The 24,657-nt window shown below is 49.6% G+C and carries 24 protein-coding genes and 1 pseudogene; 8 read left to right on the forward strand and 17 right to left on the reverse strand.

Annotated elements, in window-relative coordinates; translation table 11 throughout:
* The first annotated feature begins 87 nt into the window (after positions 1-87).
* Positions 88-840, forward strand: a complete 753-nt coding sequence (locus B8880_RS02160) for a tetratricopeptide repeat protein (protein ID WP_159460706.1) — start codon at positions 88-90, stop codon at positions 838-840.
* Positions 841-913: 73 nt separating this feature from the next.
* Here B8880_RS02160 and B8880_RS02165 read toward each other — a convergent pair whose 3' ends face one another.
* The 4 genes from B8880_RS02165 to B8880_RS02180 form a co-directional block, all read right to left on the reverse strand.
* Positions 914-1,693 (reverse strand): ABC transporter permease, encoded by a 780-nt coding sequence (locus B8880_RS02165; RefSeq protein ID WP_084255776.1) that lies wholly within the window; start codon positions 1,691-1,693, stop codon positions 914-916.
* Positions 1,694-1,696: 3 nt separating this feature from the next.
* Entirely contained in the window at positions 1,697-2,326 is a 630-nt protein-coding gene (locus B8880_RS02170) for an ABC transporter ATP-binding protein (protein WP_143933385.1), read from the reverse strand.
* Positions 2,327-2,440: 114 nt separating this feature from the next.
* Positions 2,441-3,388, reverse strand: a complete 948-nt coding sequence (gene coaA, locus B8880_RS02175) for a type I pantothenate kinase (protein WP_084255778.1) — start codon at positions 3,386-3,388, stop codon at positions 2,441-2,443.
* Positions 3,389-3,593: 205 nt separating this feature from the next.
* The gene (locus B8880_RS02180) at positions 3,594-4,400 is read right to left on the reverse strand and encodes a Cof-type HAD-IIB family hydrolase (protein ID WP_084255779.1); all 807 of its coding nucleotides are present in this window, start codon (positions 4,398-4,400) and stop codon (positions 3,594-3,596) included.
* A gap of 183 nt (positions 4,401-4,583) precedes the next feature.
* Between B8880_RS02180 and B8880_RS02185 the strand changes: the two genes are divergently transcribed.
* The gene (locus tag B8880_RS02185) at positions 4,584-5,273 is read left to right on the forward strand and encodes a phosphoribosyltransferase family protein (protein WP_084255780.1); all 690 of its coding nucleotides are present in this window, start codon (positions 4,584-4,586) and stop codon (positions 5,271-5,273) included.
* Positions 5,274-5,275: 2 nt separating this feature from the next.
* Here the strand turns inward: B8880_RS02185 and B8880_RS02190 are convergent, their stop codons facing one another.
* Positions 5,276-5,626, reverse strand: a complete 351-nt coding sequence (locus tag B8880_RS02190; RefSeq protein ID WP_084255781.1) for a RidA family protein — start codon at positions 5,624-5,626, stop codon at positions 5,276-5,278.
* A 157-nt stretch (positions 5,627-5,783) separates the two neighbouring features.
* Between B8880_RS02190 and nfuA the strand changes: the two genes are divergently transcribed.
* The 4 genes and pseudogenes from nfuA to glpQ all read left to right on the forward strand — a co-directional run bounded on the left by nfuA (position 5,784) and on the right by glpQ (position 11,769).
* Positions 5,784-6,365 carry a Fe-S biogenesis protein NfuA gene (nfuA, locus tag B8880_RS02195; RefSeq protein WP_084255782.1) on the forward strand — a complete coding sequence of 194 codons (582 nt, stop codon included), beginning with the start codon at positions 5,784-5,786 and terminating at the stop codon, positions 6,363-6,365.
* Between the two features lie 221 nt (positions 6,366-6,586).
* Positions 6,587-8,759: pseudogene (locus tag B8880_RS02200) on the forward strand (Tex family protein); the annotation flags it as partial.
* A gap of 382 nt (positions 8,760-9,141) precedes the next feature.
* Entirely contained in the window at positions 9,142-10,599 is a 1,458-nt protein-coding gene (gene glpT / locus B8880_RS02205) for a glycerol-3-phosphate transporter (protein WP_084255784.1), read from the forward strand.
* 78 nt (positions 10,600-10,677) lie between these two features.
* Positions 10,678-11,769 carry a glycerophosphodiester phosphodiesterase gene (gene glpQ / locus B8880_RS02210; protein WP_084255785.1) on the forward strand — a complete coding sequence of 364 codons (1,092 nt, stop codon included), beginning with the start codon at positions 10,678-10,680 and terminating at the stop codon, positions 11,767-11,769.
* 472 nt (positions 11,770-12,241) lie between these two features.
* Here glpQ and B8880_RS02215 read toward each other — a convergent pair whose 3' ends face one another.
* The 5 genes from B8880_RS02215 to asnA all read right to left on the reverse strand — a co-directional run bounded on the left by B8880_RS02215 (position 12,242) and on the right by asnA (position 18,053).
* Complete coding sequence (locus tag B8880_RS02215; RefSeq protein WP_084255786.1) at positions 12,242-13,375, reverse strand: N-acetylneuraminate epimerase; 1,134 nt, start codon at positions 13,373-13,375, stop codon at positions 12,242-12,244.
* Positions 13,376-13,608: 233 nt separating this feature from the next.
* A complete protein-coding gene (gene glmU / locus B8880_RS02220; RefSeq protein ID WP_084255787.1) occupies positions 13,609-14,979 on the reverse strand; it encodes a bifunctional UDP-N-acetylglucosamine diphosphorylase/glucosamine-1-phosphate N-acetyltransferase GlmU in 1,371 nt (456 codons plus the stop codon).
* Positions 14,980-15,090: 111 nt separating this feature from the next.
* Complete coding sequence (locus B8880_RS02225; protein ID WP_084255788.1) at positions 15,091-16,398, reverse strand: ammonium transporter; 1,308 nt, start codon at positions 16,396-16,398, stop codon at positions 15,091-15,093.
* Positions 16,399-16,572: 174 nt separating this feature from the next.
* Positions 16,573-16,911 (reverse strand): P-II family nitrogen regulator, encoded by a 339-nt coding sequence (locus tag B8880_RS02230; RefSeq protein ID WP_084255789.1) that lies wholly within the window; start codon positions 16,909-16,911, stop codon positions 16,573-16,575.
* A gap of 149 nt (positions 16,912-17,060) precedes the next feature.
* The gene (gene asnA, locus B8880_RS02235; protein ID WP_084255790.1) at positions 17,061-18,053 is read right to left on the reverse strand and encodes an aspartate--ammonia ligase; all 993 of its coding nucleotides are present in this window, start codon (positions 18,051-18,053) and stop codon (positions 17,061-17,063) included.
* Between the two features lie 195 nt (positions 18,054-18,248).
* Between asnA and asnC the strand changes: the two genes are divergently transcribed.
* Positions 18,249-18,710 (forward strand): transcriptional regulator AsnC, encoded by a 462-nt coding sequence (gene asnC, locus B8880_RS02240; RefSeq protein WP_084255791.1) that lies wholly within the window; start codon positions 18,249-18,251, stop codon positions 18,708-18,710.
* Between the two features lie 60 nt (positions 18,711-18,770).
* Positions 18,771-19,526, forward strand: a complete 756-nt coding sequence (gene udp, locus B8880_RS02245) for a uridine phosphorylase (RefSeq protein ID WP_084255792.1) — start codon at positions 18,771-18,773, stop codon at positions 19,524-19,526.
* Between the two features lie 67 nt (positions 19,527-19,593).
* Here the strand turns inward: udp and B8880_RS02250 are convergent, their stop codons facing one another.
* The 7 genes from B8880_RS02250 to surE form a co-directional block, all read right to left on the reverse strand.
* Positions 19,594-19,815 carry an HP1242/YdcH family protein gene (locus B8880_RS02250; protein ID WP_084255793.1) on the reverse strand — a complete coding sequence of 74 codons (222 nt, stop codon included), beginning with the start codon at positions 19,813-19,815 and terminating at the stop codon, positions 19,594-19,596.
* A gap of 100 nt (positions 19,816-19,915) precedes the next feature.
* Positions 19,916-20,374: a low molecular weight protein-tyrosine-phosphatase gene (locus B8880_RS02255; RefSeq protein WP_084255794.1), complete on the reverse strand. Its 459-nt coding sequence runs from the start codon at positions 20,372-20,374 to the stop codon at positions 19,916-19,918.
* A gap of 173 nt (positions 20,375-20,547) precedes the next feature.
* Positions 20,548-21,195, reverse strand: coding sequence for a bifunctional 4-hydroxy-2-oxoglutarate aldolase/2-dehydro-3-deoxy-phosphogluconate aldolase (locus tag B8880_RS02260; RefSeq protein WP_084255795.1), 648 nt, complete (start codon positions 21,193-21,195; stop codon positions 20,548-20,550).
* A 229-nt stretch (positions 21,196-21,424) separates the two neighbouring features.
* Positions 21,425-22,693: a murein hydrolase activator NlpD gene (gene nlpD, locus B8880_RS02265; RefSeq protein WP_084255796.1), complete on the reverse strand. Its 1,269-nt coding sequence runs from the start codon at positions 22,691-22,693 to the stop codon at positions 21,425-21,427.
* Between the two features lie 14 nt (positions 22,694-22,707).
* The gene (locus B8880_RS02270) at positions 22,708-23,283 is read right to left on the reverse strand and encodes a YqaA family protein (protein WP_084255797.1); all 576 of its coding nucleotides are present in this window, start codon (positions 23,281-23,283) and stop codon (positions 22,708-22,710) included.
* Positions 23,280-23,906, reverse strand: coding sequence for a protein-L-isoaspartate(D-aspartate) O-methyltransferase (locus tag B8880_RS02275; RefSeq protein WP_084255798.1), 627 nt, complete (start codon positions 23,904-23,906; stop codon positions 23,280-23,282). The genes B8880_RS02270 and B8880_RS02275 overlap by 4 nt, the downstream gene beginning before the upstream one ends.
* A complete protein-coding gene (gene surE, locus B8880_RS02280) occupies positions 23,907-24,647 on the reverse strand; it encodes a 5'/3'-nucleotidase SurE (protein ID WP_084255799.1) in 741 nt (246 codons plus the stop codon). It abuts the gene before it with no gap.
* Between the last annotated feature and the right edge of the window lie 10 nt (positions 24,648-24,657).

Genomic DNA, 24,657 nt, shown 5'->3' on the forward strand with positions numbered 1-24,657 from the left:
ATTTAAAAACCCAAGTTATTTTTTGACTTGGGTTTTTAGTTATTCAAAGATATGATAGAAATATCTCAACTTATTTTAGAAATGACAGTGTTTAAAAAGTTTATCATAAGTGTAATTACAATTCTTTCGATTATGAATGTTAATGCAAGAACAATTAGTGACCTATCTGTCGAAGAAAAATTAGAACTTAATACAGCATTGGTAGCCTATGAAAATAAACAATTTGATACTGCAATACCAATATTTAAGAAATATCATGACGTATTAGAGGCTCAAGAAAAATTAGGTAATATGTATCACTATGGTTACGGTGTTGATAAAAATTTAAGCTTAGCTGTTATTTTGCATGCTCAAGCTGGAATGCAAGGAGGACTTGGATCACAATTATATGTTGGCATGGCTTTTATGGTTGGAGAGGGTGTTCGACAAGATTATCAAGAAGCAATGAAATGGTATGAGAAAGCTGCATTACAGAATGACGATTCAGCACAATACTTTTTAGGAAGCATGAACTATTCTACCAAAAACTATATCGAAGCAGTAAAATGGTATAAAAAATCCGCTGAAAACAACTGTTCTAATGCTCAATTTGACTTAGCTAATTTGTATTTAGAAGGCAAAGGTGTTGAACAAAATTATCAATCGGCCATATTTTGGCTAGAAAAAGCTTCAAATCAAAATCATTATGACGCAATACGTTTATTAGCAAACTTATATGAACATGGCGACACAACGATAATAAATAAACAAAAAGCAAAAAGTTGGTATAAGAAAGCTTGTGAAATCGGCGACTATATAGGATGTGAAGGAGAAAAAAGAATGGAAAAATCCGGCTACTAAAATTGAATGAGTAAATAACAACAATATTGTGAAAACTATTTATAGTATATTGTTGTTATTTTATATCTTTAGATTAAATCATTCTTAAATCAATTTGATTACGTTGATTATACAACGTGCGGTGTCCAAAATAGAGTGCCATAAACAGTGCCAGACTGACGGCGGTGCAGATGGCGATCATAATCGCAATTTGATATAACACCGCGGTGCTGGGCAACGTGCCGGAGAGAATCTGTCCGGTCATCATGCCCGGCAGGGCGATAATTCCCATTCCCAGCATGGAGTTGAGCGTCGGTAAAAGTGCGGTTTCGACCGCTTGGTTGACATACGGCATTAAGATTTTTTCCGGCGTCGCACCGAAGTTTAACAGCGTGTTGATTTTATCCCGTTCCGTCGTCAGGCTTTCACGAAACGTTTTAATCCCTAAATTCAGTGCGGTCATTGAATTTCCCATAATCATGCCGCCGAGCGGAATCACATATTGCGGATTAAACAGAGGCTGATTGGTCACCACCACCACAAAAAACGCAATCACGCTCAGTCCGGCAAAGGTAATCGACAACGCGATCGCCGATTTAAAGCGGCGGTTCAAATTCAGATTTTTCGACAACACCCGATGAATGGCGAAAATCACCATCGCCGCCACATATAACACGGTGAAAATCGGGCTGGGGTGGCCGAAAATATAGGTCAGCACCCAACCGGCGATAATCAGCTGCACCGTCATGCGGATACTGGCAAGCAGTAATAAACGTGACTGCTGAATATGATTTTTCTTCATCACATACAACACGACCAACAACAAAAGATACACCAAACTGAAATTCAGTAGGTTCATACTGACATCGTTCATGTTCTAATCCTTACTGATGTGAATAATTTGATCGGCGTGTCGCTGCACCAGCGCGTGATCATGGCTGATCGCCAGCACGCTGATCCGTTGGCGACGGCAATAAAGCAAAATATCGTTCAGCACGTTTTCCGCCAAATCGGCGTCCAACGCCGAAGTCGGTTCGTCCAACATCAACAGCTTAGGTTGTAAACTCAGCGCCAGTGCCAAGAAAACCCGCTGTTGTTCGCCGCCGGACAGCGTGGCGCAAGACGTTTGCAGTGCAAAATCCGCATGGCACAATTGCAAGAAAGTGCGGATTTGCGCTTGTTCGGGCAGCGGTTTGTCCAAATAACGATAAAACTGTTCGAAATTTTGCAGAATGGTTTGCGGAAACAAAAACAGCCGTTGGTTAACCAGCAACAGCTCACGCCGCAGCTGCACCGTATCCAGTTGCGCAATATCGCGCCCCTGATACAGAATCCGTCCGCCGTTTGGGCTTGCCGTGCCGTTAATCAGCCTTAACAGCGTGCTTTTGCCGCTGCCGCTGGCGCCTTGTAAAAAAGTCACTTGTTCGGCGGTGATTTGCACATCGGGATACTGCAACAGCTGCTGCGCCTGAAAGGTCACGTTTTGTAATTCGAGAAGTGCGGTCATAACGATATCAAATGGAGAAATAATCGCCAAGTATAGCGGATAAATCGCAATTTTTCTATCGCATGCCTGACTCGATTTGTTCGGCGTTGCCGCAGCATTGCCGTGAGAGAAAGGCTATTTTCTCAATTTAACCCGTTCGATTGCGTGATTCGCCCCTTTGACCAGAATCAAATTGGCGCGCTCACTGCTCGGCAAAATATTTTGTTTTAAATTCAAGCCGTTAATCGTATCCCAAATATGGTGAGCGGTGGCGATCGCCTCTTGTTCCGACAAGGTGGAATAGTGATGGAAATAGGAGTTCGGATCGCTGAACGCCCCTTGACGGAAGGTTAAAAAGCGCTTGGTATACCACGTTTTCAGCAGTGATTCTTTGGCATCGACAAAAATGGAAAAATCGACGAAATCGGACACAAACAGCCGATCCGGATTATTGCTGTGATTGGCGCTGGTTTGCAGCACATTCAGCCCTTCCAAAATCAGAATATCCGGTTGATCAATCACATTGTATTGATCCGGCACGATATCGTAGGTCAAATGCGAATAAATCGGCGCTTTGACAGCGCTCTTGCCCGATTTGATATCGGAAATAAAGCGGATCAAACGCTGGGTATCGTAAGACACCGGAAAGCCTTTTTTCTGCAACAGATTCTGCTGTTGCAGCGTTGCCAGCGGATAGAGAAAACCGTCAGTGGTGAGCAAATCCACCTTGCGCTTTTTCGGCCAGTGGCTCAACAACGACTGTAAAATCCGCGCCGAGGTGCTTTTGCCGACGGCGACGCTGCCGGCAATGCTGATAATATACGGTACTTTCGGCGTTTCAATGCCCAAAAAGCGGTGTAATACGGTTTGCCGACGCAAATTTTCTTCGATGTAATAATTCACCAGACGTGTCAACGGCAGGTAAATGGTACTGACTTCTTCTAAGGAAAGTTCTTCGTTAAAACCGAGTAACGGCTCCAAATCCTGTTGGGTTAAGGTCAGCGGCACAGATTTACGCAATGCCGCCCATTGTTGGCGGTCAAATTCTAAAAACGGCGTAAATTTTTTCTGTTCGGATCCCATGCTTTGCTTTTTTCCTCACCTGACGGCTGGCTGTTGACAATGGGCGATATATTGCACGCATTAGCGCCGAGAAGCAATCGCCAATGCAGAAATAATCGCGCATTTTCGGCGATATGGGGTGAAACAACGGAAGCTTGCGCAACTTTTGAACAGTTGCGCTTTCGCTTGCCTTGTCATCACCCCGCCCAACCGCACTTCCATTCGGCTAATCGATCAAGCCCAATTGCTGCAAGCCTTTGTATAAACCGTCTTCGGCAATATCGGCGGTAACGTAATCCGCCAGCGCCTTCAATTCGGAATGGCCGTTGCCCATCGCCACCCCGAAGCCGACTTCGCGCAACATTTCCAAATCATTCAACCCGTCGCCAAACGCCACCGCGTTGTCCGGCGTGAGATTAAAATGCTGCAATACCGCTTGAATGCCGCGCGCCTTCGAGCCTTCCGCCGCCAGCAAATCCACCGAATAATCATGCCAGCGCACCACCCGCAAGTTCTCGCCTAAAACCCCTGAATCGGCGAGCAATTGATCCTGACTTTGCGTATAAAACGGCAACATTTGGTAAACCGCATGCGTCAAATAATAATCCGGATCAACGATATAGGTTTTCGTGATCGGATCCAGCGCGTCGGCGATTTCAGGGGTGATGCGGTTCACTGCCACGTCGGTTTCCGAGACAAAGGCATAATCAATCTCATGCTGCTTGAAAAAAGCAACCAAACGCTCGATATCCGCTTGCGCCAACGGATAGGTCTGCAACGGCTGCCCGCGATAGCTGTTGTATTGCCCGTTAATGGTGACGAACAACTCAATCGGCAACGCACCGATTAACTGTTTGATCTCCAACGGCAGAGAGCATAACGAACGTCCGGTGGCAATGGCAGGAATAATGCCCTTCTGCTGCAATTTCGCCAGCGCAACCGGCACTGACGGCGGCAGATACTGCTGATGTTTCATATACAGGGTTTCATCGATATCAAAAAATACGATTTTAATTTGTTGCGGATCTAACATACTGATTCCTAATTTAGCGGACGAATTTAAAAAATAGCGCTTAGTATAATATTTTTTCGATCCGGATCGAAGAAATAGTCTGCCGTTGCGGCATTAAAGTGCGGTTTGGTGGTATTTTGCCGCTTATCTTTCCTTTCTACTTACCTTTACTTTCTACTTATCTTTACTTTCTACGGAGCCATCATGCGCTGGTTGGAAGCCAAACTCGATGCGAGTTGTGTCTGTTGTAAAACGAAATTGGCGGTTGCGCAGCACGGATTATGCAGCCGCTGCGATCGCGAGATTCCGCGTTTTGCCTATTGCGGCCGTTGCGGTAACGAACTCACTGCTGATTTCGTACATTGCGGCAAGTGTTTAACTGATCCGCCGGCGTGGCAGCGCTTGGTGACGGTCAGCACTTTCCGCCCGCCGTTATCGGATTTGATCCACGCCTTTAAATTCCACCGCCGCTTCGAGCTTGACCGCACTTTGGCACGGTTGTTGCTGCTGGCGGTCAAACAGGCACGGCGCACCCACGCCTTGCCCTTGCCCGAAGCGCTGCTGCCGGTGCCGCTGCACCCTGTGCGCCAATGGCAACGCGGTTATAACCAATCGCTGCTGCTGGCGAAATGGTTATCCAAATGGCTGGAAATCCCGTGTGACAACCAACTGCTGCAACGGGTGCGTTATACTGCTGCGCAACGGCAACTCAGCGGCAAACAACGGCATAAAAATCTGCGCCGTGCCTTTGCCTTATCCCAAACGCCGAGCTATCGATCGGTGGCGATTATCGATGATGTCATCACCACCGGCACCACCATGCAAGAAATCAGCCGACTGCTGCAAAAGAGCGGTGTGCAAGATATTCAGGTGTGGAGTTTATGCCGCACCTAACGTCAGCACTGTAGCGCCGATACTTTGATTTCCACTTTCCATTCCGCTTTTGCCAGTTTGGCTTCGACACAGGCACGCGCCGGACTGTGTTGCGGATTGACCCATTCGTCCCAAGCGCGGTTCATGCCGGCATAATCCGCCATATCGGTGAGGAAAATCGTGGCTTCAAGCAGATGGTTTTTATCCGAACCGCACTTTGCCAGCCAAGCGTCGATTTGCGCCAACACATCGCAAGTTTGTTGATAAATATCCGCCTCGCTGTTTTCCGGCACCATGCCGGCAAGAAAGACAAAGCCGTTGGCAACGGTGGCTTCTGAAAAACGTGGGGTTTGTCCGAAATATTGGATTGTCATGTCATTTTCTCCTGATAAAAAACGGCGTTTATGTTAGCACAGCCGCCGTGCCGCGATGCGGAAAAACTGGAAAAAGATCGGATTAAAGCGTATTATTTTGCTCACTGTATTCCGACAAGATAAGTCGGATATTACCCCTATAAAAGCAAGGTGAACTATGTATATTCAAATTTCTGATAGCGCACAAGCCCATTTTCGTAAACTGTTGGATCAGCAGGAAGAAGGCACGCAGATTCGTATTTTCGTGGTCAATCCCGGCACGCCGAACGCCGAGTGCGGCGTTTCCTACTGTCCGCCGAATGCGGTGGAAGCCAACGACAGCGAATTGACCTACGCCAGTTTTTCCGCTTTTGTCGATGAAGTCAGCTATCCGTTTTTAGAGGGCGCGGAACTGGATTTCGTCACCGACGACATGGGCTCGCAACTGACCCTGAAAGCGCCGAATGCCAAAATGAAGAAAGTGGCGGACGACGCACCGTTAATCGAGCGGGTCGATTATGTGATTCAAACCCAAATCAATCCGCAACTGGCAAGCCACGGCGGTCGGATCACGCTCATCGAACTGACCGACGACGGCTATGCGATTTTGCAATTCGGCGGCGGCTGCAACGGCTGTTCGATGGTAGACGTGACCCTGAAAGACGGCATCGAAAAACAGTTGTTGGAGCAATTCAGCGGCGAACTGAACGGCGTGCGTGACATCACCGAACACCAACGCGGCGAACATTCGTATTATTAGATTATCGCTACTACGCTCAAATGATTGGCAAAGGTAGTTTATGAAACAAAGTAGGGGCGGATTAACTATCCGTCCGTTTACGAAGTACGATATAAACAATTAACCAATAAAAGAGAAATGCAAAGTGCGGTTCGGGCGGATAGTTAATCCGCCCCTACTTTTACATTTCACCTTTACCAGCAATTTGAGCTCTTTTGCATTTTTACCCAAGAGATTTCACTATGCTAAACCAACACATCAGCCAAACCATTGCGCAAGAACTGAATGTGCAAGCCAAACAAATTTTAGCCGCCATCGGTTTGGTGGACGAGGGCAACACCATTCCGTTTATCGCCCGTTACCGCAAAGAAGTGACCGGCGGCTTGGACGACACCCAACTGCGCCATTTTGAAACCCGTCTGCTCTACCTACGAGAACTGGACGACCGCCGCCAAACCATTTTGAAATCAATCGGCGAGCAGGGCAAACTCAGCGCCGAGCTGCAAGCCAAAATCGAAACCTGCCAAAGCAAAACCGAATTGGAAGATCTCTATCTGCCATACAAGCCGAAACGCCGCACCAAAGGGCAAATTGCAATTGAAGCCGGTTTGGAACCGTTGGCGGATCTATTATGGCAAACACCGGCAACCGTGCCGGAAACGGCGGCAGAAAGCTATATCGACAGCGAAAAAGGCGTTGCCGACACGAAAGCGGCACTGGACGGCGCACGGTATATTTTAATGGAACGCTTTGCCGAAGATGCGGAATTATTGGCAAAAGTGCGCGCCTATTTGCTGAAAAGTGCGGTATTGGTGTCGAAAGTGATCAGCGGCAAAGAAGCCGAAGGGGCGAAATTCCAAGACTATTTTGCCCATCAGGAACCGCTGAGCAAAGTGCCGTCGCACCGTGCGCTGGCAATGTTGCGCGGACGCAACGAAGGCATTTTGCAGTTAAGCCTGAATGCCGATCCGGATCAAGACGAAAGCGTGCGCCAAAGCTACTGCGAAGAGATTATCCGCCAACATTTAGGCGTAAATTTCAATCAACAGCCTGCCGATAGTTGGCGGCAGCAGGTGATCAGTTGGACATGGCGAATTAAGATTTCACTACATTTAGAAACCGAACTGATGGCAAGTCTGCGTGAAAAAGCGGAAAACGAAGCAATTGATGTCTTTGCGCGCAATCTGACCGCACTTTTGATGGCGGCACCGGCAGGGGCGAAAAACACCATGGGGCTGGATCCCGGTTTGCGCACCGGCGTGAAAGTGGCGGTGGTGGATAACACCGGCAAATTACTCGCTACCGATACTATTTATCCACATACCGGACAAATGGATAAAGCGATGGCGAGCGTTTACCAGTTGGGTAAAAAATACAACGTCGGCTTAATTGCGATAGGTAACGGCACGGCTTCGCGCGAAACCGAACGCTTTGTGGCGGAGATTCTGCAAAAATCCCATGATTGGCAGGCGCAGAAAGTGGTGGTGAGCGAAGCCGGTGCGTCGGTTTATTCCGCTTCCGAGCTGGCGGCGCAGGAATTTCCGCAGTTGGACGTCTCGCTGCGCGGGGCGGTTTCGATTGCGCGCCGTCTGCAAGATCCGTTGGCGGAACTGGTGAAAATCGATCCGAAAGCGATTGGCGTGGGGCAATATCAGCACGATGTCAACCAAAGCCAACTGGCACGCAAACTGGACGCGGTGGTCGAGGATTGCGTGAATGCGGTCGGCGTGGACTTGAACACCGCTTCTGCACCGCTCTTGGCACGGGTGGCGGGCATGAGCGCCACGCTGGCGCAAAATATCGTCCATTACCGCGATGAAAACGGACGCTTTGACGACCGTAACCAACTGAAAAAAGTCACCCGTCTGGGGCCGAAAGCCTTTGAGCAGTGCGCCGGATTTATGCGGATTAACAACGGTAAAAATCCGCTCGATGCCTCCAGCGTGCATCCGGAAGCCTATCCGGTGGTGGAAAAAATCCTGCAAGCCACCTCGCAAACCATCGGCGATCTGATGGGCAATGCCAGTGCGGTGCGCCAACTGAACGCCGCACAGTTCACCGACGAGCGCTTCGGGCTGCCGACGGTGCGCGATATTTTAAGCGAACTGGAAAAACCGGGACGCGATCCGCGCGGTGAATTCAAAACCGCCACCTTTATGGACGGCGTGGAAGAGATCACCGATTTGCAAGTCGGTATGATTTTAGAGGGCACGGTCACTAACGTCACCAATTTCGGCGCGTTTGTCGATATCGGCGTACATCAAGACGGTTTGGTGCATATTTCTTCGCTGTCGAATAAATTTGTACAAGATCCGCACGAAGTGGTGAAAACCGGTGATGTGGTGAAAGTGAAAGTGATGGACGTGGACATCGCACGCAAACGCATCGCCTTAAGCTGCCGTCTGGACGAACAACCGCAAGATAAAAGTGCGGTCAACGCCACAGACAAAAAACATACCGCCGCTAACCGTTCCAATTTGAACAACACGACACGCCAATCCCGATCCAATTCCAACATCGGCAACAATGCTTTCGCCGATGCCCTGAAGAACTGGAAGAAATAATTTTCATTAATTCATCATGTTAAGGCACTCATCATCTCAGATGAGTGCTTTTTTATTACAGAATTATGACTGTTTTGCAAAATCATTTCTAAAATGAATGTGATACCGATCCCAATTTTCATATTCGAACATAGATAACCTTAATAAAACTGATATTATTGCAACCCTAAATATGGATCACTGTATTTTAAACACACTAATTTACTTATAACTCTAATAAAAAGAGGCATTTTATGTTTGGAATTTTTAAACCGGCGGCACATAAGCCGTTACTACCGCAGGACAAAATCGATCCGACCTATAACCGCTTGCGCTGGCAGGTTTTTATGGGCATCTTCTTCGGCTATGCCGCTTACTACTTCACCCGCAGTAATTTCGATTTGGCGCAAAAAGGGCTGATTGAAGCCGGACTTTATACCAAAACCGAATTGGGGATTATCGGCATCGCGCCGGGCTTGGCATACGGCTTGTCCAAATTCTTTATGGCGTCGATTTCCGACCGTTCCAATCCGAAAATGTTTATGCCGTTCGGTCTGGCACTGTCCGGTTTGTGTATGACCCTGATGGGCATTATGCCGTGGGCGACGTCCGGCATTTTGATCATGTTCGTACTGCTGTTTATCAACGGCTGGTTTCAAGGCATGGGTTGGCCGCCAAGCGGACGCACCATGGTGCACTGGTGGTCGAAAAGCGAACGCGGAACCATCGTTTCGATTTGGAATACCGCACACAATCTGGGCGGCATGATGCCGGCGGTGTTGGTCGGTTTGGCCAGCATGATTTATGCCGCCAACCACCCCGAAGTCACCAAGGTCACGTTTGGTCATGTGTGGCAGGAAGCGCTGTATTATCCGGGAATTGCTTCCATGGTTGCGTCGGTGATCATCTATTTTGCGCTGAAAGACACGCCGCAATCCTGTGGTTTGCCGCCAATCGAAGAGTATAAAAACGACTATCCGGACGATTACAACGAAGAAACCTACGAGCACGAATTGAGTGCGCGCGATATTTTTATCACTTATGTGTTGAAAAACCGTTTGTTATGGTACATCGCCGTCGCCAACGTGTTCGTCTATCTGATCCGGTACGGCATTCTGAAATGGTCGCCGGTCTATTTGGGCGAAGTCAAACATTTCGATATCAAAGCCACCGCCTCCGCCTATGCGATTTATGAATTCGCCGCTATTCCGGGTACGCTGTTGTGCGGTTGGATGTCAGATAAAGTGTTCAAAGGCAAACGCGGCTTGACCGGTTTCGTGTTTATGGTGATGGTGACCATTGCCGTGGTCGTCTTTTGGATGAATCCGGCAACGCCGGAAGCCGAATTGGCGCACTATGCGGCGCTGCCTTGGTATAACAACCCGTATCAATTAACCGACTTTATCATGATGACCATCATCGGCTTCCTGATTTACGGCCCTGTGATGTTAATCGGCTTGCACGCACTGGAATTGGCGCCGAAAAAAGCCGCCGGTACTTCCGCAGGCTTCACCGGTCTGTTCGGTTACCTCGGCGGAACCGTGGCGGCAAGTGCGGTTATCGGTTGGGCAGCCGACACTTACGGCTGGGACGGCGGTTTCTACATTATGATCGGCGGCGCCGTGTTAGCTTGTGTCTTAATGTTGATCACCATGGTGGAAGAGGGCAAACATAAAGCCCGAATCGCCGAAGAAGAGCGTTTAATTAAATAATTAGCCACATAAGCGTAGAAAGACGAACCGAGTTTCGTCTTTCTTTTTATCCGCAGCAGACTCAATCAGGAGCTTTTGATGAAACTTAAAACATTAATCGTGGTATTAGCCGCCTCAACCGCACTTTTCGGTTGTGTCAACGCAACCGGAACAAACAAAGTCGGCGGCCAAGACAAACTGGTGATCGCCCATCGCGGCGCCAGCGGCTATCTGCCGGAACATACTCTGGAATCCAAAGCCTTGGCATTCGGGCAAAAAGCCGATTATCTGGAACAAGATCTAGCGATGACCAAAGACAACCGCCTGGTCGTGATCCATGATCATTTTCTCGACGGTTTAACCGATGTGGCGAAAAAATTCCCGCAGCGCGCGCGCAAAGACGGGCGTTATTATGTGGCGGATTTCACTTTGAAAGAGATCCAAACGTTGGAAATGACGGAAAACTTTAACGTTGAAAACGGCAAACAAGTGCAGGTCTATCCCGACCGTTTCCCACTCTGGAAATCCCATTTTAAAATCCACACCTTTGAAGAGGAGATCGAATTTATTCAGGGTTTGGAAAAGTCCAGCGGTAAAAAAATCGGGATTTATCCGGAAATCAAAGCGCCTTGGCTGCACCACCAAGAAGGCAAGGATATTGCCTTGGAAACCTTAAAAGTGCTGAAAAAATACGGCTATACCGGCAAAGATTCCGCCGTTTATCTGCAAACTTTCGATTTTAACGAGTTAAAACGGATTAAAACCGAGTTGCTGCCGCAGCTGGGCATGGACATCAAACTGGTGCAACTGATTGCCTACACCGATTGGCACGAAACCGAAGAGAAGAATGCCGCCGGTAAATGGGTCAATTACGACTACGATTGGATGTTTAAACCCAGCGCAATGGCGGAAGTGGCAAAATATGCCGACGGCGTTGGTCCCGGTTGGTATATGTTAATTGACGATAAAGCCTCCGGCGCAGGCGATATTCGTTATACGCCGTTAGTCGGCGAAATTGCGGCGCAGCAGCTGGAATTACACCCGTACACTGTGCGCAAAGACGCGTTACCGCCGTTTTTCAGCGACATCGATCAAATGTTTGATGCGCTGTTGAATCAAGCCGGCGCCAGCGGCGTCTTTACCGACTTTCCGGATTTAGCGGTAAAATTCTTAGGCAAGGATAAAGAGTAACACAACGCCTCAAGTGCGGTTGCCGAACCGCACTTGAAACTGTTGACAAACCTTGTTTACGAGGGGCAAAGCCCCTCAACTATCCTTAACCGTGTACGATGAAATCGTGCACGGAAAAAGCGTTAAGCCTTGCACATTAAGCCTCACTCAGCCGCTTTGCAGCGATAAGATTCAAACACCTATATGAAGTGCGGTTGCCGAACCGCACTTGAGACTGTTGACAACCCTTGTTTACGAGGGGCAAAGCCCCTCAACTATCCTTAACCGTGTACGATGAAATCGTGCACGGAAAAAGCGTTAAGCCTTGCACATTAAGCCTCGCTCAGCCGCTTTGCAGCGGTAAGATTCAAACACCTATATGAAGTGCGGTTGCCGAACCGCACTTTTAGCGCAAATTCTCCCTCATACAAATAAAAAAATCCCCTTAACCTGACGGTTAAGGGGCAAATACAAACTAAATAGAGGAAGTTTGTTATTCGATAATTAATTTGCTGCCGTCATAGCTGAGAACCTGCACCGCACTTAGCGCTTTGCCGCCATGACTTTCGCCGCCGATTAATAAAACCTTGTTGTCATACGACACCGCAACCGCATGGCTGCTCGCCGCATTTAATTCGCCAATCATTTTCCAACGCCCGTTTTTCAGGGTATAAATTTCGTCATGCCATGCTTGGCTCAACCCTTCGTGGGCAAACAGCTTACCCTGTTGGAATTGTTGCTGCGCGCCAGGGAAATTGGTGCCGCCCGCCACCAGATAGTAACCGTGGCTGTAGCCGCCGCCCGCGCCGCTCAAGCCTTCTTGGGTTTTCTCACCGACTGCCGGCAAATCGGGCAACTTTTTCCACTCGGTGCGCGGCTTACCAAGCCGTCCTTGCTGAGTGTTTGCGGTATTCAAGCCCGGTTTTACCGCACCATTAACCACCAACACCGTTTCCCCCTGTCCGATCACGGTGGCGCAGGTTCTGGCGCTGAACGGGAATTTGCCTTCATTGCGCCAACGGTTTTCAGCGGCTTGATAGCTCAATAACTCTGCGGTAAAAAAATAATCTTGCGGGCGTTGCTCAAAATAGGCCTGTTTCACCGCCTCTTGTGCCGTTTGATCCGCCGCACCGGCATAAGCCTGTAGATAACCGCCCAAAACCTCCGGATTATTGCCGCCCAGCAGATAAATTTTATCCTGATAAACAACCGCGCCGGCGCCGACAATGCCGCGCGGCGCACGGGTATCCAGTGCAATCCAGCGATCCTCCTGCGGCACATAACGATAGGCATCATTCACAATATGCAACCCGTCTTCCGTCTGTTGTAAGCCGCCGAAGATATACAATTCGCCGTTCAACGCCGCAGCAACGGCATATAAACGGTTGCCGCCGGGAAATTCCGCAATCGCTTGCCATTCGGCTTTTTTCCGTCCGAGATCCAGACGATAAAAACGATCGCCTGCACTCCCCAAACCAACATAAACCGTTTCACCGAGCAAGGCGCCACTGCCGAACTTAATTGGTTCGGGCAAATCGGGATAAGTACCTGCCTGTGCCACACCGGCACTCGCCAACAACGCAAAAGCCAGACAGCTGCGGAAGGCAGTTTTGGGAAACCGTGTCATCAAATATTATTCCAATGTGTTGAATTTTTATTCTCGGATTTTCTTGGAAGATAATAATCATTTCAATATTGCTGAATGATATCTTTACTCCATAAAGAAAAGCAATACAAAGTGCGGTTTTCTTGCCGAAACTCTAGGTAAGATCACAGTTTTATGCGGATTATGCAGAATTTTTAATCATCGGCAAACGCACAATGGTTTACCGATGACTAAAAGGGAAGGTTATTGTTCGATCATTTTTTCTTGACGGGGCGCTGCCAATTGGCGATATGCCGTTGCGGCACACGGCTAATCACCAGTTCGTTTTCAGCCACATCTTTGGTCACGGTAGCACCGGCGCCGATTGTCGCACCGTCGGCAATCGTAACCGGCGCCACCAGCTGGCTGTCGGAGCCGACAAAGACGTTATCGCCGATTACGGTTTTGAATTTATTGGCACCGTCATAGTTACAAGTGATCACGCCGGCACCGATATTGCAGTTGCTGCCGATTTCCGCATCGCCGACATAGGTCAGATGATTGACTTTCGAACCTTTGCCGACCCGCGCTTTTTTGATCTCGACGAAGTTGCCGACATGCGTTTCCGCCGCCAGTTCGGCGCCCGGACGTAAGCGGGAGAACGGTCCGATCACCGCACTTTCGCCGATTACCGCATCTTCGATCACCGAATACGGTTTCACCTCGACATCGGCGGCAATCCGGCAGTTTTTCAACACGCAACCGGCGCCGATCCGCACGCGATCGCCCAATTCGACCTTGCCCTCGACAACCACGTTAACATCGATTTCCACATCTTTGCCGTGCAGCAATTCGCCGCGCAGATCAAAGCGTGCCGGATCGATCAACATCACCCCTGCCAGCAATAGCCGTTTGGCTTGCTGCTGTTGGTAATAACGTTCCAACTGCGCCAGTTGCAGACGGTTGTTCGCGCCTTCCACTTCCATAGGGTCTGCCGCCGAAACGGCACACACTTGGCAGCCGTCTTGGTTGGCAAAACCAATCACGTCGGTAATATAATATTCGCCTTGCGCGTTGTTGTTGTTCAAACGGGACAGCCAGTTTTTAAAGCCGGCGCCGCTGGCAACCATCACACCGGTATTGACTTCCTGAATTTGCAATTGCTCGGCGTCAGCATCCTTCTGCTCGACAATCGCCACCACGTTGCCGTCTTGGCGGATAATCCGGCCGTAACCGGTCGGATCGTCTAAGTTAACCGTCAACAGGGCAATGCCGTTTTGCGGTTTGGCGGCGATTAGTTTTTCTAAAGTTTCAGGCGTAATCAGAGGACCATCGCCGTACAGCATCAGAATATTTTCATCGTCGGCAAAGTGCGGTGCGGCTTGCTGCATGGCGTGTCCTGTACCCAGTTGTTCGACTTGCAGCACCCAATTCACCGGCTCGCCTTGCAAGCGCTGCTGCATGACTTCGCCGCCGTGTCCGTAAATCAGGTGGATATTTGCCGCCCCCAGTTTTTTCACGGTATCAATCACATGTTTCACCATCGGTTTACCGGCGATTTTATGCAATACTTTCGGCAAATCGGAGTACATTCGCGTGCCTTTGCCGGCGGCTAAGATCACTACGCTGAGTTTTTGTGTCGTCATAACAGGTTCTCTTGTTAACAAAATTACGCTGATTTTACCCTAAATCGGACAGTTTATAAACGCAAAAAACCGCACTTGCCACCAGTGCGGTTGAATACCATTGCCACAATATTACTCGACCCGTTCGCCGTGCAGCACCACGTCCAGACCTTGCCGCTCTTGATCGCGTTCCACGCGTAAACCGGTGACTTTGCTAACGATCCACAACAGCACCGCACTGCCGACGGCACTGTAAGCGATGGTGATCAGCACGCTTTCAATCTGTACCCACAAACTGGCGCCGCCGCCGGTGATGTCAGTGGAGACAAACACGCCGGTTAAGACTGCGCCGACAATGCCGCCGATACCGTGAATGCCGAAAGCGTCCAGCGAGTCGTCATAACCCAGCCAATATTTCAGTTTGGTCGCGCCCCAGAAGCAGACCACGCCGGAAATCAAGCCGATAAAGACCGCACTTTGCACGCTGACGAAACCGGCTGCCGGCGTAATCGCCACCAAGCCTGCCACCGCACCGGAAGCCAGCCCCAGCGCAGACGGTTTGTGTCCCATAATGCGTTCGGTCAACATCCAAGCAATCGCCGCCGCCGCGGTGGCGATTTGCGTGGTCGCCATCGCCATGCCGGCACGACCGTCCGCCGCCAGCGCCGAACCGGCGTTGAAGCCGAACCAGCCGATCCACAACATCGCCATACCGATTAAGGTTAACACCAAGTTGTGCGGTGGCATCGCCTCTTTGCCGTAGCCGATCCGTTTGCCGAGCATGATTGCGCCGACCAAGCCGGCAATACCGGCATTGATATGAATTACCGTGCCGCCGGCATAATCCAACACGCCGTCTGCCGCCAACCAGCCGTCCGGCCCCCACACCCAATGTGCGGTCGGCACATAAATCAGCAGTGACCACAAGGCGCTGAACAATAACATGCCGGAGAATTTAATCCGTTCGGCAAACGCACCGGTGATAATCGCCGCCGCAATCACTGCAAACGCCATTTGGAAGATCATAAACACCGGTTCCGGAATCGTAGCCGCACCCGGAAAGACGGTCAGTTGTTCCGCTTCGGTGAACACATTCATGCCGCTGAGGAAAAAGCGTTCCGTGCCGCCGATAAACCCGTTGTTGGAGGTGAACGCCAAACTATAACCGAAACACATCCACAATAATGAGATCAAACAGGCAATCGCAATGCTTTGCACCATGGTTGCCAACACGTTTTTCTTGCGCACCATGCCGGCATAAAACAGCGCCAAGCCGGGCAAGGTCATAAATAACACCAGAATCGCCGCCACCATCACCCATGCGGTGTCACCGGCGCTGATTTCCGACATCGGACGAATCCAATCCGCCGTTTCCGACGCCGAAACGGCGGTCGGCAATAGGGCTGCCGCCAATCCCCCTAAAAGAAGTTGTCTTTTCATGTTGTCACCTATATTTGTTTTCCGAGTTTAATTTAATGTTGAAGAAAAAATCAAAATGATCTATTACCGTCAGCATCGCGCGATAAAATTGGGTTCCGTCAAGGCGCACGCAGGCAGGTGGCACCGAATCGGCACAACACAGGGAACAAAAAATTATCGTTGCGATGAATCGGATTAAATCGCGTTTTCGTCCGTTTCGCCGGTGCGGATACGGATCACCTTATCCACCGGTTTGACAAAAATTTTGCCATCACCGATTTTTCCGGTGCGCGCGGTTTGGCAAATAACCTCGATCGCTTGTTGCGCCAGTTCGTCGGTCAGCACAATATCGAGGGCGATTTTAGGCAGGAAATCGACGGCATATTCGGCACCGCGATACAGCTCGGTGTGTCCTTTTTGCCGCCCGAAACCTTTTACTTCGGTGACCGTGATGCCTTGAATCCCGATGTCGGACAAGGCTTCGCGGATGTCGTCCAGTCTGAAGGGTTGCACAATGGCAGTGATTTGTTTCATAAGTTTCTCCTTAGTAAGTGATATCAACTAAAACTTAAAATGAGGAGCAAACCTGATGTGTCATATGACATAAAAAGGCTGCTTTCCGAGTTGTTACAAATAAAAAAATAAAAAATAAAAAAGTACAGCAATAGAATCAAAAATTAAGGTTATAAAATGTTTTCGTACTGATCGCTAATCCGCTTCGGCCAAACACTGGACTGAACTTGTCCGATATGCTCTTTGTGCAGCAGCAACATCGCCAGACGAGACTGCCCGATTCCGCCACCGATCGATTGCGGCAATTTGCCGTTCAACAGATCCTGATGCCATGGGAATTCAGCCCGCTCTTCGTTACCGGCAATCGCCAGCTGACGGCGTAGGGCGGCTTCGTCCACCCGAATGCCCATTGAGGACAATTCAAATGCCGACTGCAACACCGGATTCCACACCAGAATATCGCCGTTCAAACCTTTATATTCACCCTCGCTCGGCGTTGTCCAGTCATCGTAGTCTGGCGCACGTCCGTCATGCGGTTTGCCGTCGGACAATTTGCCGCCGATGCCGATTAAAAACACCGCGCCGAACTCTTTGCAGACCGCACTTTCGCGCTCTTTGCCGCTCAAGTCAGGATAGCGGCGCACCAAATCTTCGCTGTGGATAAAGGTAATCTCAGGCGGTAAAAAACCTTTGATGCCGAATTGCACTTCCACCATTTGCTCGGTCTCTTTAATCGCAGTATAAATCGAGCGGACGGTGTCTTTTAAATACGCCAAATTGCGCGAACCTGCCGGAATCACCCGCTCCCAGTCCCACTGATCAACAAACACCGAGTGGGTTTGATCGAGGCTGTCTTCGTCCGGACGCAGCGCGATCATATGCACGAACAATCCTTCGTTCGGCTGAAAATCAAACCGCCCTAACGTATGGCGCTTCCATTTTGCCAACGAATGCACCACTTCGAAACGCACGCCGTGAATTTCACGGATATTGACCTGCACCGCATTTTCCACCCCGGACAGGTTATCCTGCATGCCGTTGCCGACCTGACTGAGCAAAGGTCCCTGCACTTCGACGATTTTCAAATGCTCTTTCAGCATTTGGGTAAAGGTGTTTTTCACGAAACTGATTTCTTGTTGTTGTAAAATAAATGAGTTTTTCATAATGTTGTTTTTCTGGGTTTATTAAATGATAAGTTTTAAACGTATTAAACAAGCAAGGGCTCGCCCTCGTTTTTGTGCATTATTCAACAAATAAACAAAAATTTCCAATACTTTTTTAATTTTTTTTGCTAATATGTAGTCATTAATCAATATATACAGATTTTTTTTGAAAAAAAACTAAAGTTGGAGAAGCGTATGCAACAAGTCAGCCATATTGATGCCCTTGATCAACAAATTCTGCGAGTGCTTACCAAAGATGCACGCACCCCTTATGCCGAAATGGCGAAAAAATTCGGTGTCAGCCCGGGCACAATCCATGTGCGGGTGGAAAAAATGCGCCAGTCCGGCGTGATTGAAGGCACCAAAGTGCGGATCAACGAACGTAAACTGGGCTATGATGTCTGCTGTTTTATCGGCATTATCCTGAAAAGCGCCAAAGACTACGACGCCGTCATCAAAAAACTGCAAACCTTTGACGAAGTGGTTGAGGCCTATTACACCACAGGTAACTATTCCATCTTTATCAAAGTGATGACCCACACTATTGAAGAGCTGCATTCAGTGTTGGCAAGCAAAATTCAGCTCATAGATGAGATCCAGTCCACAGAAACATTAATTTCCATGCAAAACCCGATACTACGCGATATAAATCCGTAAGTGTTTAGCGTAAAATACATTTTTTGTAGCATGATAAACAATAATAATTAGGAGATGTTTATGGCAGATGTATTTCATTTGGGTTTAACCAAAGCGGATTTGGAAGGTGCAACGGTTGCTATTGTTCCCGGTGATCCGGCGCGTGTCGAGCGCATTGCCAAATTGATGGATAAGCCGAAGTTTTTGGTGTCAACCCGGGAGTTTACCTCATGGTTGGGTTATGTCGGCGGCAAACCGGTTATGGTCTGCTCCACCGGTATCGGCGGCCCGTCGGTTTCGATTGCCGTTGAAGAGTTGGCGCAATTGGGCGTGCGCACTTTCCTGCGTATCGGCACCACCGGTGCGATTCAGCCGCATATCAATGTCGGCGATATTTTAGTCACCACCGGTGCAGTGCGCTTAGACGGCGCCAGCCAGCATTTTGCGCCGTTGGAATATCCGGCGGTGGCAAATTTTGATTGCACCTCAACCTTGGTCAAGGTCGCGCAAGAGAGCGGCGAAACCACCTATGTCGGCATCACTGCCTCGTCCGATACGTTCTATCCGGGACAAGAGCGCTACGACACCTACAGCGGAAAAATCTGCCGTCGTTTTAAAGATTCACTGAAAGAGTGGCAACAGCTGAACGTGATGAACTTTGAAATGGAATCGGCGACGTTGTTTACCATGTGTTCGGCGCTGGGATTGAGAGCCGGTATGATTTCCGCAGTGATCGTCAACCGTACCCAACAAGAAATTCCGAACGAAAATACGATTAAAGCCGCAGAAGGAAAAGCGGTTGCCTTAGTGGTGAAAGCGGCCGGACTGCTTGCCTGACCGCGCTTTTAATCTGAGCCGTTCAGCTAAAACAAATCCCGTTGCTCTTATAGGGCAGACGGGATTTCTAGCTTTTGGCCTCCGCGTTTTTCAGAATCACATACAACTGATCTTTCAGACGCAATTTCTCTTTTTTCAAATTTTCGACTTCCTCATGCGTACCTAACTCTACATTGGTTTCAATGGCGATAATTTTATGATCCAACTCATTATGCTTATCAAACAAGCGGGCAAAATGCGCATCTTCCAATTTCAAACGGCTGATTAAATCACGATATTCCGGAAACATAGCAAACTCCTGTCGGGTTATAAAAAGGGGGGAGATTCCGCTTTACTGTAGCATTAAACGGGAAATATAACTTGGCGACAGTTCACAAATTTGATTTAAATTAAGCGTAATGCCGTTTGATTTTATCCAGTAATTGATCACAACAGCGATCCAGCAATTGATAAGTCTGGTCAAAATTGTTGCTGTACCAAGGATCGGGAATATGATCGATCCCCAAATCCGGCACCAGATCGGTAATGTTAAAGATTTTTTCCGTTTGGCCGAACATATTGCGCAAATCCGCCAGATTGCTATTGTCCATTGCAATCAGATAATCAAACGTATTCAAATCGTTTTTGCGTACCTTGCGGCTGATAAAACCGCACTTGTCGATTCCGTGTTGCAGCAGCATTTGCGCCGTGCCGCGGTGCATATCTGCGCCGTCATGATAGCCGGCCGTACCGGCGCTATCGACCGTCACCCAATCTTGCAAACCGGCTTGCACCAGCTTATGCCGTAAAATATATTCCGCCATCGGCGAACGGCAAATATTCCCCAGACAGACAAACAGAATCTTCATGCTTTTCCTTCCCCAATAAAAAACAGGACACAACCCTTTTGTATCCTGTCGATAGCTGCAGAAATTAATTTTTCATACAAAGCGCAAGCCGCAGACCGTACAAGCAGTACGGTATGGCGCAGCAACGCTGTATGAAGAATTAAATTTTGTAGCTATAGTCCAAATGCGATGCTTTATTTGCGTAAACCACCGACAAAATCAACCGCTTCTTGGGTTAAACGGGTCACTTCCGCCCAATTGCCCGCCGCAATCGCCTCATTCGGGATCATCCACGAGCCGCCGACCGTTGCCACGCAATCCAGCGCCAGATAGTTCGCTACATTTTTCGGGCTGATTCCGCCGGTCGGACAGAACGTCAGTTGCGGTAACGGTGCGGAAATCGCCTTCAGCGCCGGTGCGCCGCCGTTGGCTTCCGCCGGAAAGAACTTCAAATGATCGTAGCCCAGCTCAAGTGCGGTCATCATTTCCGACGGCGTTGACGTGCCCGGCATCAATGGCACGCTGCCTTGTACGGCATGTTTTAATAATGCCACCGTCGCCCCCGGCGAGATAATGAATTTCGCGCCGGCTGCTACCGCCGCATCATATTGCTGCGGCGAGATCACCGTGCCGGCACCGACCAGCGCCTGCGGCATGGCTTCACTGATGATTTTAATCGCGTCCAGCGCCACCGCGCTGCGCAAGGTGATCTCAAAAACGTTAATCCCGCCTGCCGATAACGCCTGTGCCATCGGTAATACGTCGTCCAAATTTTTAATCACCATCACCGGCACCACCGGAGAAGCGGCAAAAACCGCACTGGGTTGTAAACTCCAATTCATAGCAAAAAATCCTTGTTAATTAAAAAGAAAGGTTGTCCTTCGGCTTATGGTACACCTTCGGAACAGCTTCCTTGAAGATAGCAAAAAATCGGCAAGCTGTCGCATAGCAGAACAGGAAAAGTGCGGTTTAACCCATAGTTTGTGATCGAGATCACTTAACTTTTACTGAGCAAAACGGGCAGAAAATCCTGCCCGTGGTTTGTGCCTGGTTTTGGAAAAAGCGCGATGCTTAACGTGACGGTAAATAACGTGCCGGATCGACGGATTTCCCTTTATAGCGGATCTCAAAGTGCAGTTTAACCGAGTTGGTGCCGGAGCTGCCCATTTTGGCAATCTGCTGTCCTGCGCTGACTTCCTGCTGATCTTTCACCGAAATGCTTTCGTTGTGCGCATAGGCGCTGAGGAAATCATCGTTGTGTTTGATGATGATCAGATTACCGTAACCGCGCAGCGCATTACCGGCATACACCACCCGACCGGCGGCAGCCGCATTGACCGCCTGTCCGCGCGAACCGGAAATATCCAAGCCTTTATTGCCGCCGTCTGAAGACGAAAACCCTTGGATCACTTTGCCGTTGGTCGGCCAACGCCAGCTGATATTGGAATTGACCGCACTTGGCGGCGGAGTATTGTTTGCGGTGGCTGCCGTTGCGGCAACCGTACCGGCTGTTGCCTTCACGCCCTGTTGCGCCTGTTGTGCCATCGTTGCAGCGCTACCCGCCGAGGCTTTGACCGGGCCGGTGATCGTGCCGTCGGAACCGTACTGTGTATTATTCGGCCCCGGAGTATAAGTCACCGACGGCTGTGCCGGTGCAGCGCTCGCCGCTGGCGCAGCAGCCGTTGTTGTTGCGGTTGTGGCTGCCGTTGCCGCCGCACTGCGGCCGGAACCGACCTGCAACACCTGTCCCACACGCAAATTATACGGCTCGCTCATACTGTTTTTTGCCGCCAGTTCCGTAACGTCCATACCGGAAATATAGGCGATCAAAAACATAGTATCGCCCTTGCGCACGGTGTAGGTATCGCCTTTGTAAAACCCTTTGTCGATTTGGTTATAGATCGGCGCATTGGTGGCGGTATCGCGCGGAATGGTGAAATCCTGCGACACACTGCTGTTTTGAGTACTATTCGTGCGGGTTTGGCTGTTCACCGCCGTGCTGACATGTTGTGCCGTCTGCTGCGCTTGGCCGATAGGCTGCTGCACCGCACTTTGTACATTTTGCTGTACTTGTTGCGCCTGTTGTTGCGCCTGTTGTTGCGTTTGCCCGATCGGTTGCTGAATCGCCTGCTGCACGCTCATACTTTCCGGCATACTCTGCTGTTGAATTTCCGGCTGCCAACTGCCGCTGCTCGCCCCACTGGCTTCAACCGGCTGCATAATGCCCGGCGACAAATTGCCGTCGGCACTTTGTACCGGCGCGCCGCCGCTGCTTGAACAACCGGCCAGCACAGCAATTGCCAAGGCCGTCACCGGAAAAAAGAACAGTTTCGTTTTCATGTTTAAATCCTTTACTAACGTAGTATTAAATAGGCAATAACGGCTAAGACTACCACGCCCCAGCCGATCACTTCAATAGAGCGGCGCAACTTGGCTTCAATTTTCGGTCCGCCCCACGCCGATAATTTCGCGACCAGAAGAAATCTCGCCGCGCGTGAAATAAATGCGGTTACGGCAAACGGCAGCAGCGCCATATGCAACAGCCCGCCGGCAATGGTGAACACTTTATACGGAACCGGTGAAAAACCGGCAACGAACAGCACCAAAATGCCCCACTGGTTAAACCAGTCGATGACCTGATCCATCTTTGCCTGATAGCCGAATTGAATAATATAGTGCTGTACGAAATCATAAGCGTAATAGCCGATGGCATAACCGAGCAGCCCGCCCAACATGGAGGCAAGTGCGGTATAAAGCGCATACCGCCACGCTTTTTTCGGATTATTCATCGACATTGGAATCAACATCACATCAGGCGGAATCGGGAAAAAAACCGCTTCGATAAAGCTGACAAAACATAGCCAATAAACGGCGAAACGGTGACGCGACCATTTCATCATTTGGTCGTACATGTTTCCAAAAATTTTCACTGTAGCTCTCCTGCCACCAAAGGAACAAATTTAACATCTTCAATATTTTCCACCCGATATTTATCGCCGACGCGGGTGATTAATTGTAAAACCTGCTTATCGACGCCAATCGGGATCACCATTCTGCCGCCGTCTTGCAATTGCTGTAACAGCGCAATCGGCATATTTTCCGCGGCTGCGGTCACGATAATCGCATCAAACGGCGCTTTCGCCGTCCAGCCCGCCCAACCGTCGGCATGGCGCAACTGAACATTATGCAGCTCCAGCTTTTTCAAACGGTGGATCGCCTGCCATTGCAGTTTTTTAATCCGTTCAATGCTATACACCTGACGGCAAAGCTTGGCTAAAAGTGCGGTCTGGTAACCGCTGCCGGTACCGATTTCTAAGACCTTATCTTGCGCCGTAAGTTGCAATAATTCGGTCATTTTCGCCACAATATAGGGTTGTGACAACGTTTGTCCCTCCCCAATCGGAATCGCCATATTTTCATAACAACGGCGGGTAAAAGCCTCCTCGACAAAAAACGCGCGCGGAATTTCATAGATCGCCTGCAAGATAGCTTGATTTTTGATTCCTTGTGAGTGAAGCCGTTGTACCAAACGGCGTTGTTCTATCTTGGACATCTACTCCGTTTCCACCCAGTCATGCAGCCGTTGTAGCGACTGGTGTGCCGTCATATCGGTTTGAATCGGGGTCAGCGAAACATAGCCGTTGGCAACCGCATGAAAATCGGTGCCTTCTCCGCTATGTTCCGGCAAGCCGCTGGCACCGACCCAATAGACGGACTCGCCGCGCGGATCGGTTTGTTTCACCATTTCACTGGCGGATTCGCGATAGCCTAACTTGGTCACTTGCAAGCCTTTTAACTCGGCATAAGGCAGATCCGGCACGTTGATATTGATAATCTCACGCTTGCTCAACACATTGTCGTGGAGTTTCGGGATCAGATCGCATACCACCTGCGCCGCCGTTTCAAAATAAATTCGTCCGTCAAGGGAAACCGCAATCGACGGCAAGCCCAAATGCCGCCCTTCCAGCGCGGCGGCTACCGTACCGGAATAGATCACATCATCGCCCAAATTGGCGCCGGCATTAATTCCGGATACCACCAAATCAATCTGACCGGACAAAAACCCGTTCAACGCCAAGTGGACGCAATCCGCCGGCGTGCCGTTGATACAGTAATCGCCGTTCGGCAGTTTTAACGGGCGCAGCGGCTCGACCAACGTCAGCGAACTGGAGGCCGCACTGCGGTTACGATCCGGTGCGACAATGGTGACCGTGGCGAATTTACGCAGTGCCGCCGCCATGGCTTGAATGCCTTCGGCGTGAATGCCGTCGTCGTTGCTTAACAGAATATGCATACCGTTTCCT

The organism is Pasteurella testudinis DSM 23072 (genome assembly GCF_900176075.1).
Lineage (GTDB): Bacteria > Pseudomonadota > Gammaproteobacteria > Enterobacterales > Pasteurellaceae > Chelonobacter > Chelonobacter testudinis.

Bases quoted from the DNA above. Each gene is read 5' to 3' on its own strand.
- surE (WP_084255799.1), bottom strand. From the start codon at position 24,647: ATGCATATTCTGTTAAGCAACGACGACGGCATTCACGCCGAAGGCATT.
- coaA (WP_084255778.1), bottom strand. From the start codon at position 3,388: ATGGGATCCGAACAGAAAAAATTTACGCCGTTTTTAGAATTTGACCGC.
- B8880_RS02215 (WP_084255786.1), bottom strand. From the start codon at position 13,375: ATGACACGGTTTCCCAAAACTGCCTTCCGCAGCTGTCTGGCTTTTGCG.
- B8880_RS02190 (WP_084255781.1), bottom strand. From the start codon at position 5,626: ATGACAATCCAATATTTCGGACAAACCCCACGTTTTTCAGAAGCCACC.
- B8880_RS02275 (WP_084255798.1), bottom strand. From the start codon at position 23,906: ATGTCCAAGATAGAACAACGCCGTTTGGTACAACGGCTTCACTCACAA.
- B8880_RS02260 (WP_084255795.1), bottom strand. From the start codon at position 21,195: ATGAATTGGAGTTTACAACCCAGTGCGGTTTTTGCCGCTTCTCCGGTG.
- nlpD (WP_084255796.1), bottom strand. From the start codon at position 22,693: ATGAAAACGAAACTGTTCTTTTTTCCGGTGACGGCCTTGGCAATTGCT.
- B8880_RS02250 (WP_084255793.1), bottom strand. From the start codon at position 19,815: ATGTTTCCGGAATATCGTGATTTAATCAGCCGTTTGAAATTGGAAGAT.
- B8880_RS02170 (WP_143933385.1), bottom strand. From the start codon at position 2,326: ATGACCGCACTTCTCGAATTACAAAACGTGACCTTTCAGGCGCAGCAG.
- B8880_RS02230 (WP_084255789.1), bottom strand. From the start codon at position 16,911: ATGAAACAAATCACTGCCATTGTGCAACCCTTCAGACTGGACGACATC.
- glpQ (WP_084255785.1), top strand. From the start codon at position 10,678: ATGAAACTTAAAACATTAATCGTGGTATTAGCCGCCTCAACCGCACTT.
- B8880_RS02185 (WP_084255780.1), top strand. From the start codon at position 4,584: ATGCGCTGGTTGGAAGCCAAACTCGATGCGAGTTGTGTCTGTTGTAAA.
- nfuA (WP_084255782.1), top strand. From the start codon at position 5,784: ATGTATATTCAAATTTCTGATAGCGCACAAGCCCATTTTCGTAAACTG.
- asnA (WP_084255790.1), bottom strand. From the start codon at position 18,053: ATGAAAAACTCATTTATTTTACAACAACAAGAAATCAGTTTCGTGAAA.
- B8880_RS02165 (WP_084255776.1), bottom strand. From the start codon at position 1,693: ATGAACGATGTCAGTATGAACCTACTGAATTTCAGTTTGGTGTATCTT.
- B8880_RS02225 (WP_084255788.1), bottom strand. From the start codon at position 16,398: ATGAAAAGACAACTTCTTTTAGGGGGATTGGCGGCAGCCCTATTGCCG.
- glpT (WP_084255784.1), top strand. From the start codon at position 9,142: ATGTTTGGAATTTTTAAACCGGCGGCACATAAGCCGTTACTACCGCAG.
- asnC (WP_084255791.1), top strand. From the start codon at position 18,249: ATGCAACAAGTCAGCCATATTGATGCCCTTGATCAACAAATTCTGCGA.
- B8880_RS02180 (WP_084255779.1), bottom strand. From the start codon at position 4,400: ATGTTAGATCCGCAACAAATTAAAATCGTATTTTTTGATATCGATGAA.
- B8880_RS02255 (WP_084255794.1), bottom strand. From the start codon at position 20,374: ATGAAGATTCTGTTTGTCTGTCTGGGGAATATTTGCCGTTCGCCGATG.
- glmU (WP_084255787.1), bottom strand. From the start codon at position 14,979: ATGACGACACAAAAACTCAGCGTAGTGATCTTAGCCGCCGGCAAAGGC.
- udp (WP_084255792.1), top strand. From the start codon at position 18,771: ATGGCAGATGTATTTCATTTGGGTTTAACCAAAGCGGATTTGGAAGGT.